This is a genomic window from Nonomuraea sp. NPDC048892, assembly GCF_040649735.1.
GTDB classification, from domain to species: Bacteria; Actinomycetota; Actinomycetes; order Streptosporangiales; family Streptosporangiaceae; genus Nonomuraea; species Nonomuraea maheshkhaliensis.
This window is the reverse complement of record NZ_JBEZFZ010000035.1, coordinates 12,265-29,433: the sequence shown is the minus strand read 5'-3', so window position 1 is coordinate 29,433 and position 17,169 is coordinate 12,265. Positions and strand designations below refer to the sequence as shown.

Sequence of the window (17,169 nt, the reverse complement as noted above, 5' to 3'; positions counted from 1 at the left end):
GGATGACAACAGAGCCGCACACCGTCGGGGATCCTCGGTCGCGACCTGCCTCGGCGCCGGGCGAGTGGCAGGCGCTGCACATCTTCTACAGCGCCAATTCCCAGGCGATGCTCACCGACTGCGTCGCACCGCTGGTCCGCGACCTTCGTGACCGCGGGCTGCTGGAGCGGTACTTCTTCATCAACTACTGGATGGAGGGCCCGCACGTCCGGCTGCGGCTGAAGCCGGTCACGGAGGCGGCCACCTCCGCGGTGCGCACGGCCGCCGAGGCCGCCGTGCGGGAGTTCCTGGCGAGCCGCCCGGCGCTGTACGCGTTCGACCAGGACATGCTGAAGGCGCAGGAAGATCTGTTCATCATGGAATATCCGGACGAGAACGAGCGGCGCCGGATGTACCCGGAGGGGCGGATCCCCGTCCAGGACAACAACACCTTCCATTACCGCGCCTATCACCCGGAATACGATCGCTACGGCGGGCAGGCCGGGATACCTCTCGCGGAGCGGCACTTCGAATTCTCCAGCGATCTGGTGATCGGACTGCTGCGGACGGCCAACGTGCACGTCAGGCCGGTGCTGCTGGGCCTGGCCGCCCAGCTCATGATGATCAGCGTCTCCACTTTCATGCGGGACACCGGCCGGATGGCGACTTTCCTGGAGCGTTATCACGACTACTGGAACTCGTCGTTCGGGCTCGACTACTGGAGCTCGACGACCCGAATCGTCGAGGACAACAGCGCCCGTTACCGCATGTGTTATGACTCGATGAAGGACGTGCTCGCGGCCCGGTTCATGGACACGCACGACAGCATCAGGCGCGGCGAGCCGGACCGGCTGACCGGCTTCCGGGCGATGTGGGCCAGGCACTGGGAGAGCCTGCGCGAGCAGGTGCTGGAGCACGGGAGCGCCGGCCGGCTCACCTTCGTCAAGGCGGGCACCTCCAGGGCGCCCAAGGTGATCTCCGATCCCGAGATCCTGCTGCCGCATCTGCTCGCGTCGTACCTGCACATGACGAACAACCGGCTCGGCCTGCCGATAGCCGACGAGGCGTACCTCGCGTACCTCCTGGCGCGCACCCTTAAGGACCATGCGGAATCCACGTCCTGACCCCGGCCACGAATCTCGACCATGAATCTCGATCTTGAACGAAGTGAGCACATGACCATGCGGACAGCCCACCTGCTGGATCTTCCCGCGCAGCTGGAGGCCGCCATCGGCGCGGCCGCCGGCGACATGGAGGCCGGGCGGGACCTCCCTGAGAAGCTGGTGCGCGAGTTGCGCGACAGCGGCGCCTTCCGCCTGCTCACGCCACGTGAGCTCGGCGGCTTCGAAGCCCCGCTGGAGACCGTGCTGAAGGTGTACGAGGGGTTCGGCCGGCTCGACGCCTCCGCGGGATGGATCGTGTGGAACGCCAACTGGGGATTCATCGGCGCACTGCTCGACGAGCCGGGCAACGCCCGGATCTGGGGATCGGGTCCCGAGCCGGTCTTCGCGGCGTCGAGCATGGTGGGGACCGCCGTGCCGTGCGACGGAGGTTACCGGCTGTCCGGGCACTGGAAGCTCGTCAGCGGGATCAACCACGCCGACTGGTTCGCCGCGGCCGCCTACATCAAGGACGGCGACAACGTGCTCCTGACCGACGACGGCATGCTCGACGTGCGCTTCTTCATGCTGCGCCGGGAGCAACTGTCGGTGAAGGACACCTGGCACTCCAGTGGCCTGCGCGGCTCGGGAAGTCACAGTGTCATGGTCGAGGACGCCGTCGTGCCCGGCGACCTGGTCGCGCGCGTGGACGTGCCGGCCCGCGTCCAGCGCCCCCGCTACCAGGGCTACATTCCTTCGCTCGTCGTCCCCGGCTGCTCCGCCGTCGTTCTCGGGGTGGCCCAGAGCGCCATCGAGGAGACGGCCGCACTCGTGGTCTCGAAGCGGACGATGACCGGCGGCACGCTCGCCGCGTCGGCGCACACCCAGACGGTCATCGCCCGGTCCGAGGCCGCGCTCCAGGCCGCCCGGCTGCTCCTGCTGGCCGCGGCGCGCGACCTCGACCTCGCCGGAGAGAACGCCACGCCCGTCACCCTCGAACTGCGCGCCGCGTTGCGCGCCGCCATGAGTCACGCCGCGCAGACCAGCCGCGACGTGCTGACGGCCATGTACGAGCTGGGCAGCTCCGCCTCGATCTACCAGGGCAACAGCGTCGAGCGGCTCTTCCGCGACGGGATGGTCGCGCTTCAGCACCACAACCACTCCGCCGCCTTCTTCGAATCCGTCGGACGTGTCCGCCTCGGCATGGCCCCCACCCAGCCGGTCTTCTGAGGGCCTGCGCTTCCGCTATCCCGAACACGCAGCGGACAGGACGTGAGGTGGATATTTCCGACATGGGCCGGTGGCTAGGCTCGTCCGCGTGTGGCAGACGATCAAGGGCAGCCGGACGCCGGAAGGCCGGTCCGCGTGACCGCCGATGCGGGGAGGGATCTGCGCGTGGCCGTCCTGGGCCCCTTCGACGTGCGGCTGGGAACGGCGCGCGTCGAGCTGGGCTCGAACCGGCTGCGGACGCTGCTGGCCGTCCTCGCGCTGTCGGCGGGCGAGACGGTGTCGGTGGATCGGCTGGCCTCGGTGGTATGGGCGGGTGATCTGCCGGACAACGTCAGGCGCAGCGTCCACACCTACATCGCCCGGCTGCGCAACACGCTCGGCGCGGAGGCGATCGAGACGACGTCACTGGGCTACCACCTGCGGGTGGAACCCGATCGGGTCGACGCGCTGCTGTTTCGCCGGCTGCTCGCCGAGGCGGCGCAGGCGCGCGACACCGAAGCCGAGCCGGCGGCCCTGGAGCGGGCGCTGGCCCTGTGGCGGGGGCAGCCGTTCGAGGGGATCGACTCTCCGGCGCTGCACGGGGCCGACGCCGCGCACCTGCTGGATATGCACGTGTCCGCCGCCGAGCGCTGGCTCGACCTGGGGCTGGCCGCGGGACGCCACAGTGAGCTGGTGCCCGAGGCACGCAGGCTGGTGGCCCGTCATCCGTGGCACGAGCCGTTGTGGGCGCGCCTGCTCCTGGCGCTGGACGGCTGCGGCAGGCGGGCCGAGGCTCTGTCGGCGTACGAGCGGCTCAGGCGCGGGCTGAGCGAGGAGCTGGGCACCGCCCCTTCCGCCGAGCTGCGGCGCATTCACGCCGGCCTGCTGGAGGACCGCGCGGTGCGGGCGGCGCCGATCACGCCCCGCCAGCTCCCGGCGGACGTGGCCGAGTTCACCGGCAGGGACGAGGAGCTGAAGCGGCTGGACGGGCTGCTCGGCGGCAACAGCAGCGTCTGCGTCATCACCGGCACCGCCGGCGTCGGCAAGACCTGCCTGGCCGTGCACTGGGCGCACCTGGCCGCCGAACGCTTCCCTGACGGTCAGCTGTACGCCGATCTGCAGGGCTTCGGGCCGGGCGAGAGCGCACTGGACCCGCATGACGTTCTGTCCAGCTTTCTGCAGACCTTGGGCGTGGCGAAACCCCGGATCCCGGTCGATCCGCAGGCCAGGATCGCGCTGTACCGGACGCTGCTGGCAGGCCGGCGCGCGCTGGTGCTGCTCGACAACGCCCGCGACGCCGACCAGGTTCGGGGGCTGCTGCCGGGAGGCACCGCGTGCATGGTGGTGATCACCAGCCGGCAGGGGCTGAACAGCCTGGTCAGCCGGCACGCGGCCGCGTTGCTCACGCTGGACGTCCTCACCCATCGCGAGTCCCGGCAACTGCTGGCCGGCCGGTTGGGCCGCGAGTGCGTCGAGGCCGACGCGCGCGCCACCGATGAGATCATCGATCTGTGCGGGCGGCTGCCCCTTTCCCTGGCCATCGCGGCCGGCCGCGCGACCGCGGCACCGTCCGCTCCGCTCGCGGCGCTCTCGGCCGAACTGCGCCGCGCCCGCACCGACGTCAGCGTGCTGGCCACCCGGGACGCCCGCACCGACATGCGCACCGTGTTCTCCCACTCCTACGACCTCCTGCCCGCCAAGGCGGCCCGCCTGTTCTCGCTGCTGGCGATCCATCCGGGGCCCGACATCGCCCGGGCGGCCGTGGCCAGTCTGGCTGCCGTCAACAGGGTGCAGGCCGATCGGCTGCTGGACGTGCTCCTGGAGGCGCATCTGGTGGCCGAGGCCGTTCCCGGCAGGGTCACGCTGCACAACCTGCTCCGTACATACGCGCACGATCTCGCCCGCATCGCCGACGTCCGGCTGCACCGGCAGGCGGCACGGCGGGTGATCGAGCACTACCTGCACACCGCGTACCGGGCCACGCGGCTCCTCACGCCGGAGGCGCTCGTGATCGTGCCCAGCCCGCCGGCTCCCGGGGTGCGGCCGGAGCGCCTCACCTGCCGCGGGCAGGCGCTGGAGTGGTTCCGGGCCGAGCACACGGTCCTGTTCACCGTGCTGCGCCAGGCGCTGAGGAACGACTTCCCCTCCCATGTCATCCAGCTGGCGGCGGCGTTGACGCCCTGGTGCGACCATCGCAGCGACTGGCGCGCGAAGGCCGGCATCCATGAGGCCGCGCTGAAGGCGGCCGAACAACTGGGTGACATCGCGGCCGTGATCCGGGCGCGGCAGATCATCGCGGCGGTGGCGATCGACCTCGAACGAGCGGACCAGGCACCCGCTTGAACGGGCCTGCTCAGGGTCAGGCGGCCGCCAGGCTCACCGGCGTCCTTGCCGGGTGCTGGACGGCGGCCGGCCGTAGGTCTGCCGGTAAAGGGCCGCGAAGCGGCCGAGGTGGGTGAATCCCCACCGGAGTGCCACGTCCGTGACGGTCGCCGGGCTGTCCGTCCCGGCGATGTGGACCAGGTCGGCGTGGGCGTGCGCCAGCCGTACGGAGCGGAGATAGGCCATCGGGGTGGTCTGCAGATGCTCGCGGAAGCCGAGCTGGAGGGTGCGGACGCTGACCCTGGCGGCGGCGGCGATGTCGGCGAGGGTGATCGGCTCGCCGGCGTGGTCCTCGCAGTAGCGGATCGCCCGCCGGAGCGCGGCGGAGGTCCACGAGGCGGGGGGCCGGCCGAGTTCGTGGGAGTAGTTGTGCGGCTGGGACGAGAGCAGGGTGTGCAGCAGGAACTGCTCGAAGTGGTGCTCGGCGAGCTTCGAGGCCGAGAACGGCAGCGAACCTGCCGCACCGATCGACGACAGCATGCTGAACGTGCGGCCGAGCGCGCTGCCGGTGCCGGCCCTCGGCTCGAACCGCAACCGCTCCTTGACCGGATCACCCAGGTAAGGCTCCAGCGCCTCCTGGAGCAGTGCCGACGGGATCTGCATCACCATGACTTCGTGGTCGATGCTCCAGCGCATGTCGATCTTCTGCTGGGGGCCGATGAGGGAGATCGGCGCGGAGACGTCCTCCCCGTTGATCGCCACCTCGCCGGCTCCGTGCAGCGGCATGATCGCGTAGAAGTTCATCGACTCCGACGTCCCGGTGCGGATCTCTCCGCCGTAGGACGCGGTGTAGAGCGTGGCCTTTCCGGTGTGGAGCAGCTGGTAGCGAGCGCCGCTCGGATGGGGCTTGATGATCTGGAGGAAGTACGATGGGTACTGCTGCTCCAGCAATTCTCGTAACTGGTCGACCTCCGCGGCGACGGCCGGATATTTTATCGATAAGTCCGGTGCGTATTCTCGTTCCTGCGCATTGACATTTCTCATCGCACCACGCTCCCTGCACACTCTGGCAACTCTTCCTCCTGCGGTCAGCAGGCTAGCGACAGGCGGCGATACTGTAAACGCGGATCCGGACAGTTCCAAGTACTTGTAAATAATTCACGCCTCACCGGATGCGCGGATAAACTCGGGTCTCGGCCCGCCAGGTCCCTGGCGCCAGAGGCCGCTGTCGCAGGCTGCGTCATGCCATGGCGACCCAGTCGTCAGGGCGGCGGCGAACGTCCGGACTCTGGGTCACACTGAGGAAGGCGCGACTACCACCTTTCACACACCAGCAGATGACTATTTGCGCCCTGCACAAGAAGGCTACTGCGATATCGGCTGCCGGACGCCCACTCATGATTCCCGACGGTCACCATTTCCTGAGCCGCTGGAGCACAACCCTGTTTGTCGAGAAGGCGTAATCCGAGATCGGCGAAAACGTCATTCCAGGCGCGCGTGAGCCGAAAAGGGGCGACGATGGCGGGGGGACAAGGGCGGCGAGCTTGTCGAGAGGGTCATGGTCGTATGTCATGGTCCGAAGGTTAACGGGACGCCTCGTGGGCGCAGCGGGCGGAGCGGTGTTCGAGACACCGCCAGGTGCCGTGTGGTCGTGTGGGCGGGCAACCTGACGGGGCGGTCGATGCGTCACTACCGTCAACCGGCTCGCACAGGAGGCACGTCAAGTTGGCGGATAGGGCGATATTTCAGGATTTCGTGGTGTCGCGGTCGGACCGGCTGTTACGGACCGCGTATCTGCTGACCCGGGATTGGGGCATCGCGGAGGACCTGCTGCAGGAGTCGCTGTCCAAGGCGTGGTTCGCCTGGCCGGGCATCGACGAGCCCGAGGCGTACGTACGCAAGGTGCTGGTGCACACGTACACGTCATGGTGGCGGCGGCGGTGGCGCAGAGAGCTGCCGAGCGACGACCTCCCCGAGGCGGCACCGCACGACACTGCCGGCGACCCGGCCGGTGATCTGGCCGGTGATCTGGCCGGCGGGAGGCGCGAGGAGCTGTGGCGGGCGGTGGGCCGGCTGCCGGCCCGTCAGCGCGCGGTGATCGTGCTGCGCTTCTACGAGGACCTGCCCGTGAGCGAGGTGGCCGGGCTGCTGGGCTGCCAGGAGGGCACGGTCAAGAGCCAGACCGCTAAGGCGCTGACGAAGCTGCGACAGGACGAGGCGATGGTGAAGGAGCTGCGCCGGTGACCGTACAAGATCTGCGTGACGTCCTGCGGGAGCGGGCCGAGGGGCCGTCGCCCGCGAACCCGCACCGCCACGACGAGGTCCGCGCCCGCATCCGCCGGCGCCGCATGCGCAGGCGGGCGATGGTGGGCGGGGCGGTGTCGGTGGCGTCGGTGGTGGCCGCCGTCGTGGTGATCGTCGCCCTGCTTCCCGGTACGGCCGAGGAGCCCCCACCCGCGACGACGGTCACCGCCGAACCCGCGTCCGGCCTGCCCGAGCGCTACACCGCCCCCGACGGCACCGTCTACCGCCGGCTGGCCACGACCAGGCTCGTCGCGTCGGGCGTGAAGACCTCGGTCACGATCCCGGTCTCCGGAGAGCCGCTGGACGTCGCGGCGCGGTGCGACGGCGAGGCCGGCGCGTCGCCACGGGTCCTGGTGAACGGCAGGAACACGGGCCCGCACGGTTTCTCACCGTGCCCCGAGGACATGGAGCTGCGGCCGCTGATCGTGCCGAAGGACGCCGAGGAGGTCACGGTCACGTTCGACCGGACCACCTCCGGCGGAGGCTGCGTCATGCGGACCAGAAACGGGCCGTGCGAGCCGGTCAAGCCCCAGCGGTCCGACTGGGACCTCGCGGTCTATCAGTGGATCCCGCCCGCCAGGATGGTCACCCCCGAGCCGGTCAGGGCGATGCCCGAGCGGCTGGCCGGTAAGAGGATGATCGCCCAGTTCAGGGGCGCCTGGCCGGGCGAGTCGACGATCGAGATGCAGGTGGTGGGCACCGGCGACCCCATCGGCATCGACCAGATCTGCTCCGGCGACCTGGCCGGACGCATGTGGTTCAAATATCAGGTCGGCGGCAAGGAGTCGCCCACGCGCTCGGGCTGCGGCGTCTGGAAGGAGGGCCCGTTCCCGACGGCGATGGAGGAGTTCACGGTGCCCAAGGGCAAGCGGGTCACCGTCACGGGGCGGGTGGGGTTCTGGGGCGAGTCCACCAACCGGCCGGTGAAGTGGGCCATCGGCGTCTACCGGAAGTAGGCTCCGGCGCCACGATCCGTCAGCCGCCGTCGCGCAGGCGGGCGACCAGCGCCGTCACCGAGTCGAGCCGGTGCGGGCCGACCCGCCAGCCGCCGGACGCCCGCACCTCGACCGTGACATCGACGTCGACCTCGGCGTCGCGCTCGGCGTCGCGCTCGGCGTCGACCTCGGCGCCGCGCTCGCTGACGCGGTATCCGGCGCGCTCCACCGCGTGGACGGTCCAGGAGAGCAGGTCGGCCGGGCAGCCGGGCGGCGCCGTGACGCGGGCGGTGGCCGCCTGGCCGGTGTCCCAGGTGAACGTGCCGGTTCGGGGGTCGAACGTGGCGGCGTCGTGGAGCAGGCGCCGCAGGTGCCCGGCCAGCCCGATCTCCTCCGGCGCGCCGCTGATCAGCTCGCGTTCCGGGGTGATCAGCCAGAGCGAGTCGGCGTGCCGCAGCATGTGCTCGACGTCGTGGGTGGACATCAGGACGGCCAGGCCGTGCTCGTGGGTGAGGGAGCGCAGCAGCTCGACCAGCTCCAGCCGGGCGGCCAGGTCGAGGAACGCGGTGGGCTCGTCGAGCAGCAGGACGGAGGGCTGCTGGGCGAGCGCCCGCGCGATCATGAGGCGCTGGCGCTCGCCGTCGCTGAGCTCCGTCACCGGACGGCCGGCCAGGTGCCCGGCACCGGTGGTGTCCAGGGCCCGCTCGATCGTGCGCCTGTCGGCGTCGTCGAGCCGGCCGAACCATCCGGTGTACGGGGCGCGTCCGAGGGCGACGAGGTCGTAGCCGAGCAGTTGCCCGGCGGCGACCCGGTCGGTGAGGACGATGGCCAGCTCCGCGGCGAGCTCGCGCGGGGAGAGGTCGGCGATGGGCCGCCCGCGCAGCTCGATGCGTCCGGTGAGCCGCGGCTGGGCGCGGGCGAGGGTGCGCATGAGGGTGGACTTGCCGATGCCGTTCGCGCCGACGAGGCAGGTCAGCTCCCCTGCGCGCAGGGTGACGTCGATGCCGGAGAGCACGGCGCGGCGCCGGTAGCCCACGCTGAGGTCCGTGGTGGCCAGCCGTTCGTCAGACATGGAAGCCTCCTCCTCCGCGGTTGATCCGCAGCAGTACGTGGAGCACGACGGGCGCGCCGAGCAGCGCGAGCGCGGCGTTGAGCGGCAGCGTGAGCCCGGTCCCCGGAAGCTGGGCGAAGATCCCGGCGGCCAGGGCGGTCAGCGCGCCGAGCAGCGCCGAGCCGGGGATCAGCAGCCGGTGGTCGGCCGTGCCGAGCAGGCCCCGCGCCAGGTGCGGTGCGGCGATGCCGAGGAAGGCGATCGGCCCGGTGTAGGCGGTGACGGCGCCGGACAGCAGGGCCGTGGCGGCGATGGCGACGATCCGCACCCGCCGCGGGGACACGCCCATGCTCTGGGCGTACCGCTCCCCCAGCAGCGACACGTTCAGCTGTTTGACGAAGAGGGTCAGCAGCAGGGCGCCCGCGGCCACGACGGCGGCGAGCACGGGGAGCTGGGCCGCCCGCACGCCCTCGAAGCTGCCGAACTGCCACTGCGTGAAGGCCACCACGGCCTCGGGCCGGGCGAAGAACACCAGCACGTTGGTGATCGCGCCGAGGAAGGAGCCGACCATGATGCCAGCCACCAGGACGATGACCATGTTCCGCACCCGCCCGGCGACGGCCAGCATGACCAGCAGGACGGCGAAGGCCCCCAGGGCGGCGGCACCGACGACGCCGAGCCCGTGCAGCGGGGCGAGTCCCGCCAGCAGTGAGGCGCCCACGCCGGTGGTCGCGCCCTGCGGCAGCAGGAGCAGGCCCACGCCGAGCCCCGCTCCCGAGGTGACCCCGAGGACGTACGGCTCGGCGAGGGCGTTGCGGAACAACGTCTGCATGGCGAGCCCGGCCAGCGCCATGGCCGTCCCGGCGAGGACCGCCGTGGCCGCGCGGGGCAGGCGCAGGTCGAGCACGATGGCCCGCCAGGTGCCGCGAGCCGGCTCCTGCCCGCGCAGGATCGCGACGACCTCGTCCAGCGGCACGTTGACCGACCCCCAGGCCAGCGTGGCCAGGAAGGCGGCCGGCACGGCGGCGGCGAGCACGGCGAGGACGACGGCGCGGCGGGCGCTACTCGGCCGGGACACGTTTGACGAACTGAAGGTCATCGCCGCTCTTCAGGAGTTCGGGGTGCAGGAGGTTCACCAGGTCGCGCAGGATCAGGTCGGCCTCCAGCGCGCCGTTGAGGAAGTAGTCGGAGCCGCGGGTCCCGACGCGGTGGAAGGTTCTGCCGTTCTTCAGCGCGGGCAGGCGGGCGAGCCGGTCGTCGGCGGCGAGGTAGTCGGCTCCCGTCCGGTGCTTGGGGAAGAAGACCAGGTCCATCCAGTAGTCGGCGTCCGCTCCCGTGTCGAGGAACTTCTCCAGCGACAGGGCCGCGATGCCGCCGCCGGGCAGGTCGGGCACCGGCTCCGCGCCGGCCGCGCGGACGAGCTGGGGCTCGAACCGCTCGCGCTGCCTGGTGGTGACCGATCCCGACTCGCCGACGGCGCCGATCAGCACCTTGGGTCGCTTCTTGCCGGCGACGTACACGTCGATCTGAGCGCGCAGCTTCAGGTAGCGCTCTTCGATCGGGTCGAACACCTGCTGGGCCCGCTGCTCGGCGTCGAAGAAGAGGGACAGGAACTTGATCTGCTCGGCCGCGCCGAGCGGCGTCTCGGTGTAGGGGAAGTAGTAGACCACCGGGATGCCGAGCTCTTCGATCTTGCTGAAGGTCTGGTCGTCTCCGGCGTAGTTGGTGTAGAAGTCGGGGTCGGCGTCGGCCAGGGCCTCGTAGTTGACCTCGTAGCCGATCTCGGCGACCTCGCCCGCCTTGATCCGTTCGGCGACCCTGGGCAGGTAGGGCGCCTCGACGTCGCCGATGAACGGTTCGGCGGAGCCGGTCAGCGCGTCGGCCAGGCCCAGCTTCTCCAGCGACGCGTACAGGACGCTGCCGCCGTCGACCATCGTCCTGACGGGCACCTCGATGACGGTGGCGCCCGCCAGCTCGCCGGTCAGCTCCGGCCGGGGCGCGCCGCACCGCAGGAGCACGTAGGTGCTGTCGATCTCGCGGCTGCCGGCCTCGGCGTGCCCGCCGGCCGCCTGCACCGTCGTCTTCAGCACCTTGTACGAGCGCTCGTAGCGGACCTGCCAGCCGTTGGCGTACTCGGCCTTGACCTGGTGGGGGAAGTAGTCCTGCTCGGCGGAGAACTCCGTCACGCAGCCGGGCCGTACCGGAGCCGCCCGGGGCGCCGGGCTGCCGCAGGCGGCGAGCCCGGCGACCAGAAGCAGACACATTAAGCGTTTCATCCTTTTCCTCCACAACTGTTGCGCGCCTGTCGATGCCGGGTTAGCGTCCTTGAATATGACAACGGTTATCAAACCCGCGTCGTCTCGGCAACGGGTTGCCCCGATGACTCCGCGTTTGTTACGTCTGGCCGCCGCCGCGCGCGGCCGGCTGGCGCTCGGCACGGCGGTGACGCTCGCCGTCACCGCGACCCACGTCGGCCAGGGCGTCGCCATCGCGCAGGCCCTGGCCGCCGTGTTCGCCGGCGCGCCGTGGCAGGGCGTGCTCGTCCCGCTGGCCGTCGTCGCGGTCATGCTGGTGACGAGGGCGGCCCTGCTCTGGGCGGGCGAGCTGGTCGTCGTGACGACCGGGCGGGCGGTGAAGGACTCCCTGCGCAAGCGCCTGTACGCCAAGCTCTTCGAGCTGGGGCCCGGCTACACCGCGGCCAACCGGACGGGCGCCACCCAGGCGACGGTGGTCGACGGCGTGGAGAAGATCGACGTGTACGTCAGCCGCTTCCTGTCCCAGCTGCTGGGCGCCGTCCTCGGCGCGCTGGCCATCCTGACCGGGCTCGTCCTCGTCGATCCGCTCATCGGCGGCGTCCTGTTCGCCGGGGCGCTCGCGATCACCGCGACCCCGCTGCTGGCCCGGCGGCTGCAGGCCGAGCGGGCGGGCTGGTTCTGGGGGCTGTGGCGGCGGCTCGGCGCCGAATATCTCGACGTGCTGCAGGGCATGACGACGTTGAAGGCGTTCGGCGTCAGCCGCGAGCGCGGCCGGGAGCTGGCGCGCGAGTCCCACGACTTCTACCGGGCCTCGATCGGCTTCGTGGCGGTGGCCAACCTGCGCACCGGCGCGATGGGGCTGCTGTCGGTCGCGGGCGTCTGCCTCGCGATCGGGCTCGGCTCCCTGCGGCTGGCCGCCGGGCAGCTCGACGTCCTGGGCCTGCTGCTGGTCCTGCTGCTGGCCCGCGAGGCCTTCCGTCCGCTGGAAGAGCTGCAGAAGGCCTACCACTCCGCCTACCCGGCGATCTCCGCCGCCGGCGGGATCTTCGAGCTGCTCGACGCCGCACCGGCGGTCACCGGGCCGCGGCGGCCGCAGCCGCCGCCGGCGTCCGCGTCGATCTCGTTCGACCGCGTGTCCTTCGGCTACCGCGACGGGCGGGACGTCGTCTCGGACCTGTCGTTCACGGTGGAGGAGGGCCGCACGGTCGCGATCGTCGGCCGGTCGGGCGCGGGCAAGAGCACGATCGTCTCGCTGCTGCTGCGCTTCTTCGACCCGAGGTCGGGGCGCGTCCTGCTCGGCGGGCAGGACGTCAGGGAGCTGTCCCTGGCCCGGTTACGCGGCCTGATCGCCGTGGTGGCCCAGGACACCTACCTCTTCCACGGCACGGTTCGCGACAACCTCCTGCTCGGCCGGCCCGGCGGCGACACCGGCCAGGTGGAGGCGGCCGCCGTCGCCGCCGGCGCCCACGACTTCATCTCCAGGCTGCCGGACGGGTACGACACCGTGGTCGGCGAGCGCGGCGTCACCCTGTCGGGCGGGGAGCGGCAGCGCGTCGCCATCGCCCGCGCGCTACTCAAGGACGCGCCGATCCTCGTCCTGGACGAGGCCACCTCCAGCATCGACTCGGCCGGCGAGGCGGAGATCCAGCGGGCCCTCGACCGGCTGGCCGCCGGCCGTACCACGCTGGTCATCGCCCACCGGCTGTCGACCGTACGGGACGCCGACCGCATCCTGCTGCTCGACCACGGCAGGGTCGCCGCCACCGGCACCCACGCCGAACTGCTCGAACGCTCGGCCGGATACCAGCGGCTGGTGGCGGCGCAGGCGGTGAGCCGATGATCTCCGGACTGCGCCCCCTGCTGTCCCTGGTGCGGCCCTACCGGCTGCACCTGGCAGGCGCGATCGGCAGCGGCGTTCTCGACCAGGCCCTCACCGTGGCGATCGCCGCGGCCGGCGCCTGGGTGGCCGGCGCCGCGATCACCGGCGCGGGCGCGGCCGAGCTGCGTCCCGGGCTGATCGTGCTGGCCTGCCTGGTGCTCCCCCGCGCGGTGCTGGCCTTCGTGGAGTCGCACCTCGCCCACGACATGGCCTTCCGGATCCTGGTCGACATCCGGGAGCGGCTGTACGCGGGCTTCGAGCGGATCGCGCCCGCGCACCCCAAGGGGCACCGCTCCGGTGACCTGGCCGCGACGGTCATGGACGACGTCGAGCGGCTGGAGGTGTTCTTCGCCCACACCCTGAGCCCGCTGTGCGTCGCGGTCGTGGTGCCGGCCGGGTCGGTGGCGGCCCTGTCGTTCATCCACCCGGCGCTCGCCCTCGTCGTCCTGCCGGTCGCCGGCCTGGTGGCCTTCGTCCCCGCCTGGCTCCGCGGGCGGGCGGCCGTCCAGGGCCGCGCGTGGCGGCTGCGCCTCGGCCGGCTCAACGCCACCGCCGTGGACGGCGTGCAGGGGCTGCGCGAGATCGCCGCCTTCGGCCAGGAGGAGCGCTTCCTGGCCCGGCTCGGCGCGCACGGCCGCGACCTGCACGAGGCGCAGCTCGCCCACGCCGGCCGGGTCGGCGCCGAACGTGCCGCGACCGACCTGCTGATCGGGCTGGGAGTCGTCGGCGTGCTCGGCGCATCGGCCGCCCTGGTCGCCACCGCCGCGATGCCGGTGGCGCTCTATCCGGCCGCGGTGGTCCTGGCCGCCGCCGCGCTGGCGCCCGTCACCAAGCTGAGCGACGCCGCGCGCGAGCTCGGCGTGGTCGCCGCCGCGGGCGAACGCGTCTTCGCGGTCGTCGACACGCCGGCCATGGCCCCGGAACCGGCCGCGCCGGCGCCGCTGCCCGCCCTGCCGGCGGCGCTCGGCGTCTCCTTCCGCGACGTCTCCTTCCGGTACGGGGCAGGGCTGCCCTCAGCCGTGTCCGGCGTCACGTTCGACATCGCCGCCGGGGAGACGGTCGCGCTGGTGGGACACTCCGGCGCGGGCAAGTCCACGCTCACCAGCCTGCTGCTCCGCTTCTGGGACCCGGAGGCGGGCTCGGTGCGGGTCGCCGGGCACGACCTGCGTGACCTGGCCGACCAGGACCTGCGCGAGCTGATCTGCGTGGTGCCGCAGGAGATCTACCTGCTCAACCGGACGGTCGCCGAGAACATCGCGCTGGGCCGGCCCGGCGCGAGCCGGGAGGAGATCGAGACCGCCGCCAGGGCCGCGCTGGCGCATGACTTCATCACCGAGGAGCTCCCCGACGGCTACGACACCGTCGTCGGCGAATGGGGCGCACGGGTCTCGGGCGGCCAGCGGCAGCGCATCGCCATCGCCCGCGCGCTGCTGCGCGACGCGCCCGTCCTCATCCTCGACGAGCCCGTCTCCAACGTGGACGCGGAGAGCGAGCGGCTGCTGGGCCTGGCCATGGCCCGGGTCCGCGCCGGCCGGACCACCCTGCTGGTGGCCCACCGGCTCTCCACGATCCGCACCGCCGACCGCTTGATCGTGCTCGATCGCGGCGAGGTCGCCGAGATCGGCACGCACGCGGAGCTGGTGGCAGCCGGCGGCACCTACGCCCGGCTGGTCCGCCACCAGCTGCGACAACCACCCATGGGAAGGAGGTCAGCACATGATCCGTGAAATCAGCGCCGAACGGCGTCGCGACACCGTCGCGCCGCACAACCACAGCACGGGCTTCCGCGCCTTCCGCTGGAGCTGACGGAGGTGAAACCCGTGGGGCCGGCCCGCATCCGGCCTCACGGGCCCCGCGACGCGACAAGGATGCGATCTTGACACACCTTCCGAGAGTCAACGTGGACGTACGCCCGCTGGGCGCCGACGCGGCCGTGCTCATCACGCCGGACGGCCGAATGTTCGAGATCGGACGGAGCGCGGCGGACGTCGTCCGCGGCCTGGAGGATTTCGCCGCGACGCCACCGAGCGGGTCTCCGCCGTGGCCGGAACTGGCCGCCCTGCTCACCTCGACCGGCTCCCTCATCGAGACCCCGCAGACCCCCGCACTCCCCGCCGAACCCCCGCGAAACTCTGTACTCCCCACCGAACCCCCGCGAAACTCCGTACCCCCCACCGAACCCCCGCAGACCCCGGTATCACCCGACGAACACCCGCAGACGCCCGTATCCCCCGCCGATACCTCGCAGGCCCCGGTGCTGCTCGCCGATGCCGTCCTGCGTCCGATCGTCGCGGGGCTCGCCGCGCCCGATGAGCAGGTCCTGCTCCTCGGCGACGACCTTCCGCCCGACCGGCCGCTGGCGCTGCTGAGCACGCGGTTCGACCCCGAACTGCTGGCGCGGGCGGACGACCGGCGGACCGGAGCGTGGAGCTGTTTCTTCCTGGACCGGGGCAGGTGCTACTTCGGCCCGGCCGTCGAGCCCGGCCGCACCGCGCCGTACCGGGATCTGCTGACCCGCCGGGCCTGCGTGACGCAGCGGCCGGACCTCGCCGAGGCGCTCCTGCGGCCGTCGCTGACCGGCGGCCTGCGGCCGCCTCCCCCGGACGTGCTGACCTGGCTCGTGTCGATGTTCCTGGTCGAACTGCGCCGCTGGCTGGCCGGCGAGCCCTGCGCCCTGGCCGGCAACGAGATCGAGGTGGACCCGGCGGGCCCGCGGATCCGGCTCCATCCGTTCCTGCCCCTGCCGTCGAGCCCGTTCCCCGAGGTGGTCAACCACCGCGTCACGGGCACGGACCTGCTCCTCGGCGACCGCCTCGGCATCGTGGCGGCCACCAGGGTCGTCGAGCACGACCCGTCGACCCCGCGGGCCCTGACCACCGTGCAGGCCGACGTCGCCGACATGAGCCGGCGCTTCCCCTGGGCCACCAACGTCCTGTGCGGGGCAAGCACCTTCGGCGACGTGGCCGGCGCGCGGGCGGCGGCGATCGGCGAGAGCGTGGAACGCTACTGCGCCAACTGGATCCAGCCCGAACGGTTACGCCAGGCGTCCTACGCCGAGCTGTGCCAGGACGGCGAGAACGCCCTCGCGCCCGAGTCGATCGTCCTGTTCTCCGAAGAGCAGTACGCGGCGGACGGGTTCCCCTTCGTCCGCTTCGACGCCGGCCTGCCTGTGCACTGGATCCAGGGCCGCTCCCTCACCCATGACCGGCCGATCTGGGTGCCCGCCAGCCTGGCGTACTGCAACTACTACGTCGGCCCCTACTACCACGAGCCCGTCACGAACCCCCTGTACTACGCCGGTGTGGCGGCCGGGGAGTCCTTCGACGACGCCGTACGGTCGGGGCTGGAAGAGGTGATCGAGCGGGACGCCACCATGGTCTGGTGGGCCAATCTGCCCGCGCTGCCGTCCCTGGAGCCGACGCCGCGCCTGGCCGCGCTCTTCGACGGCACGCCCGGACAGCGCGCGTGGCTCGTCCCGCTGCCTAACGAGTTCGGCGTCCCGGTGGTCGCCGGCGTCGTCGAGCACGTCGAGGAGCGGATCCTGACGATCGGCTTCGGCTGCCGCGACACCGTCGATACGGCGGCGGAGAAGTCCTGGGCCGAGGCGCTGACCCTCCAGGAGATCGCCCGCGACCTCCAGGATCCCGGCGGCCTGTACTGGGAGGCCGTGCGCGCGGGACGCAAGACGCGGCACTTCATGCACGAGTGGCGGGCCGACCGCGCCTACCTCGACAGTTTCCGCCCCGACTTCAGGGACGTCGGCGACCTGGAGTGCCAGCTGCAGGTCAACCTCGACCCCCGTGCCGTCGAACGGGTCCGCGGCCGGCTCGGCGACGGGACCACCATCCCGGCCTCGGCGGTGCCCGCGCTGCCCGACCGCTCCCTGAGCACGTACCGGCGGCGGGTCGAGCGGGCCGGCCACGAGGTGATCGCCGTGGACCTCACCACGCCGGACGTCGCCGCCGCCGGGCTGCACGTCACCAGGACACTCGTGCCCGGCCTGGCCGGCAACTTCGCCGCCGCCTTCCCCTACCTCGGCGCGGACCGGCTGCGCGACGCCGCGGCCAAGCTCGGCTGGCCCGCCAGGACCGAGCTGAACGTCTTCCCCCTCCCCCACGCGTGAAAGGAAACCGCC

General features: G+C 71.8%; 12 protein-coding genes. 8 read left to right on the top strand and 4 right to left on the bottom strand.

What is annotated here, in order from left to right; genetic code table 11:
- The first annotated feature begins 2 nt into the window (after window positions 1-2).
- The 3 genes from AB0C28_RS50365 to AB0C28_RS50355 all read left to right on the top strand — a co-directional run bounded on the left by AB0C28_RS50365 (window position 3) and on the right by AB0C28_RS50355 (window position 4,631).
- Window positions 3-1,103, top strand: a complete 1,101-nt coding sequence (locus AB0C28_RS50365) for a lantibiotic dehydratase C-terminal domain-containing protein (protein WP_358083740.1) — start codon at window positions 3-5, stop codon at window positions 1,101-1,103.
- 51 nt (window positions 1,104-1,154) lie between these two features.
- A complete protein-coding gene (locus AB0C28_RS50360) occupies window positions 1,155-2,309 on the top strand; it encodes an acyl-CoA dehydrogenase family protein (RefSeq protein ID WP_358083737.1) in 1,155 nt (384 codons plus the stop codon).
- 165 nt (window positions 2,310-2,474) lie between these two features.
- Window positions 2,475-4,631 (top strand): AfsR/SARP family transcriptional regulator, encoded by a 2,157-nt coding sequence (locus AB0C28_RS50355; RefSeq protein WP_358083734.1) that lies wholly within the window; start codon window positions 2,475-2,477, stop codon window positions 4,629-4,631.
- A gap of 33 nt (window positions 4,632-4,664) precedes the next feature.
- Here the strand turns inward: AB0C28_RS50355 and AB0C28_RS50350 are convergent, their stop codons facing one another.
- Window positions 4,665-5,654, bottom strand: a complete 990-nt coding sequence (locus AB0C28_RS50350) for an AraC family transcriptional regulator (RefSeq protein WP_358083731.1) — start codon at window positions 5,652-5,654, stop codon at window positions 4,665-4,667.
- A 681-nt stretch (window positions 5,655-6,335) separates the two neighbouring features.
- Between AB0C28_RS50350 and AB0C28_RS50345 the strand changes: the two genes are divergently transcribed.
- Entirely contained in the window at window positions 6,336-6,854 is a 519-nt protein-coding gene (locus AB0C28_RS50345) for a SigE family RNA polymerase sigma factor (protein ID WP_358083728.1), read from the top strand.
- A complete protein-coding gene (locus AB0C28_RS50340; RefSeq protein ID WP_358083725.1) occupies window positions 6,851-7,870 on the top strand; it encodes a hypothetical protein in 1,020 nt (339 codons plus the stop codon). The genes AB0C28_RS50345 and AB0C28_RS50340 overlap by 4 nt, the downstream gene beginning before the upstream one ends.
- A gap of 19 nt (window positions 7,871-7,889) precedes the next feature.
- Here AB0C28_RS50340 and AB0C28_RS50335 read toward each other — a convergent pair whose 3' ends face one another.
- The 3 genes from AB0C28_RS50335 to AB0C28_RS50325 are packed head-to-tail and all read right to left on the bottom strand — an operon-like array spanning window position 7,890 to window position 11,164.
- Window positions 7,890-8,921: an ABC transporter ATP-binding protein gene (locus AB0C28_RS50335; RefSeq protein ID WP_358083722.1), complete on the bottom strand. Its 1,032-nt coding sequence runs from the start codon at window positions 8,919-8,921 to the stop codon at window positions 7,890-7,892.
- Entirely contained in the window at window positions 8,914-9,978 is a 1,065-nt protein-coding gene (locus tag AB0C28_RS50330) for an iron ABC transporter permease (RefSeq protein ID WP_357857216.1), read from the bottom strand. The genes AB0C28_RS50335 and AB0C28_RS50330 overlap by 8 nt, the downstream gene beginning before the upstream one ends.
- Window positions 9,962-11,164 carry an ABC transporter substrate-binding protein gene (locus tag AB0C28_RS50325; protein WP_358083719.1) on the bottom strand — a complete coding sequence of 401 codons (1,203 nt, stop codon included), beginning with the start codon at window positions 11,162-11,164 and terminating at the stop codon, window positions 9,962-9,964. Before AB0C28_RS50325 ends, AB0C28_RS50330 begins: the two co-directional genes overlap by 17 nt.
- A 115-nt stretch (window positions 11,165-11,279) precedes the next feature.
- On the opposite strand from AB0C28_RS50325, the gene AB0C28_RS50320 reads away from it, so the two are divergent.
- From AB0C28_RS50320 to AB0C28_RS50310, 3 genes are all read left to right on the top strand, one after another.
- Window positions 11,280-12,995, top strand: a complete 1,716-nt coding sequence (locus AB0C28_RS50320; RefSeq protein WP_358083716.1) for an ABC transporter ATP-binding protein — start codon at window positions 11,280-11,282, stop codon at window positions 12,993-12,995.
- The gene (gene cydC, locus AB0C28_RS50315; RefSeq protein ID WP_358083714.1) at window positions 12,992-14,761 is read left to right on the top strand and encodes a thiol reductant ABC exporter subunit CydC; all 1,770 of its coding nucleotides are present in this window, start codon (window positions 12,992-12,994) and stop codon (window positions 14,759-14,761) included. Before AB0C28_RS50320 ends, cydC begins: the two co-directional genes overlap by 4 nt.
- A 149-nt stretch (window positions 14,762-14,910) precedes the next feature.
- Window positions 14,911-17,157 (top strand): YcaO-like family protein, encoded by a 2,247-nt coding sequence (locus AB0C28_RS50310; protein WP_358083711.1) that lies wholly within the window; start codon window positions 14,911-14,913, stop codon window positions 17,155-17,157.
- The last annotated feature ends 12 nt before the right edge of the window (window positions 17,158-17,169 follow it).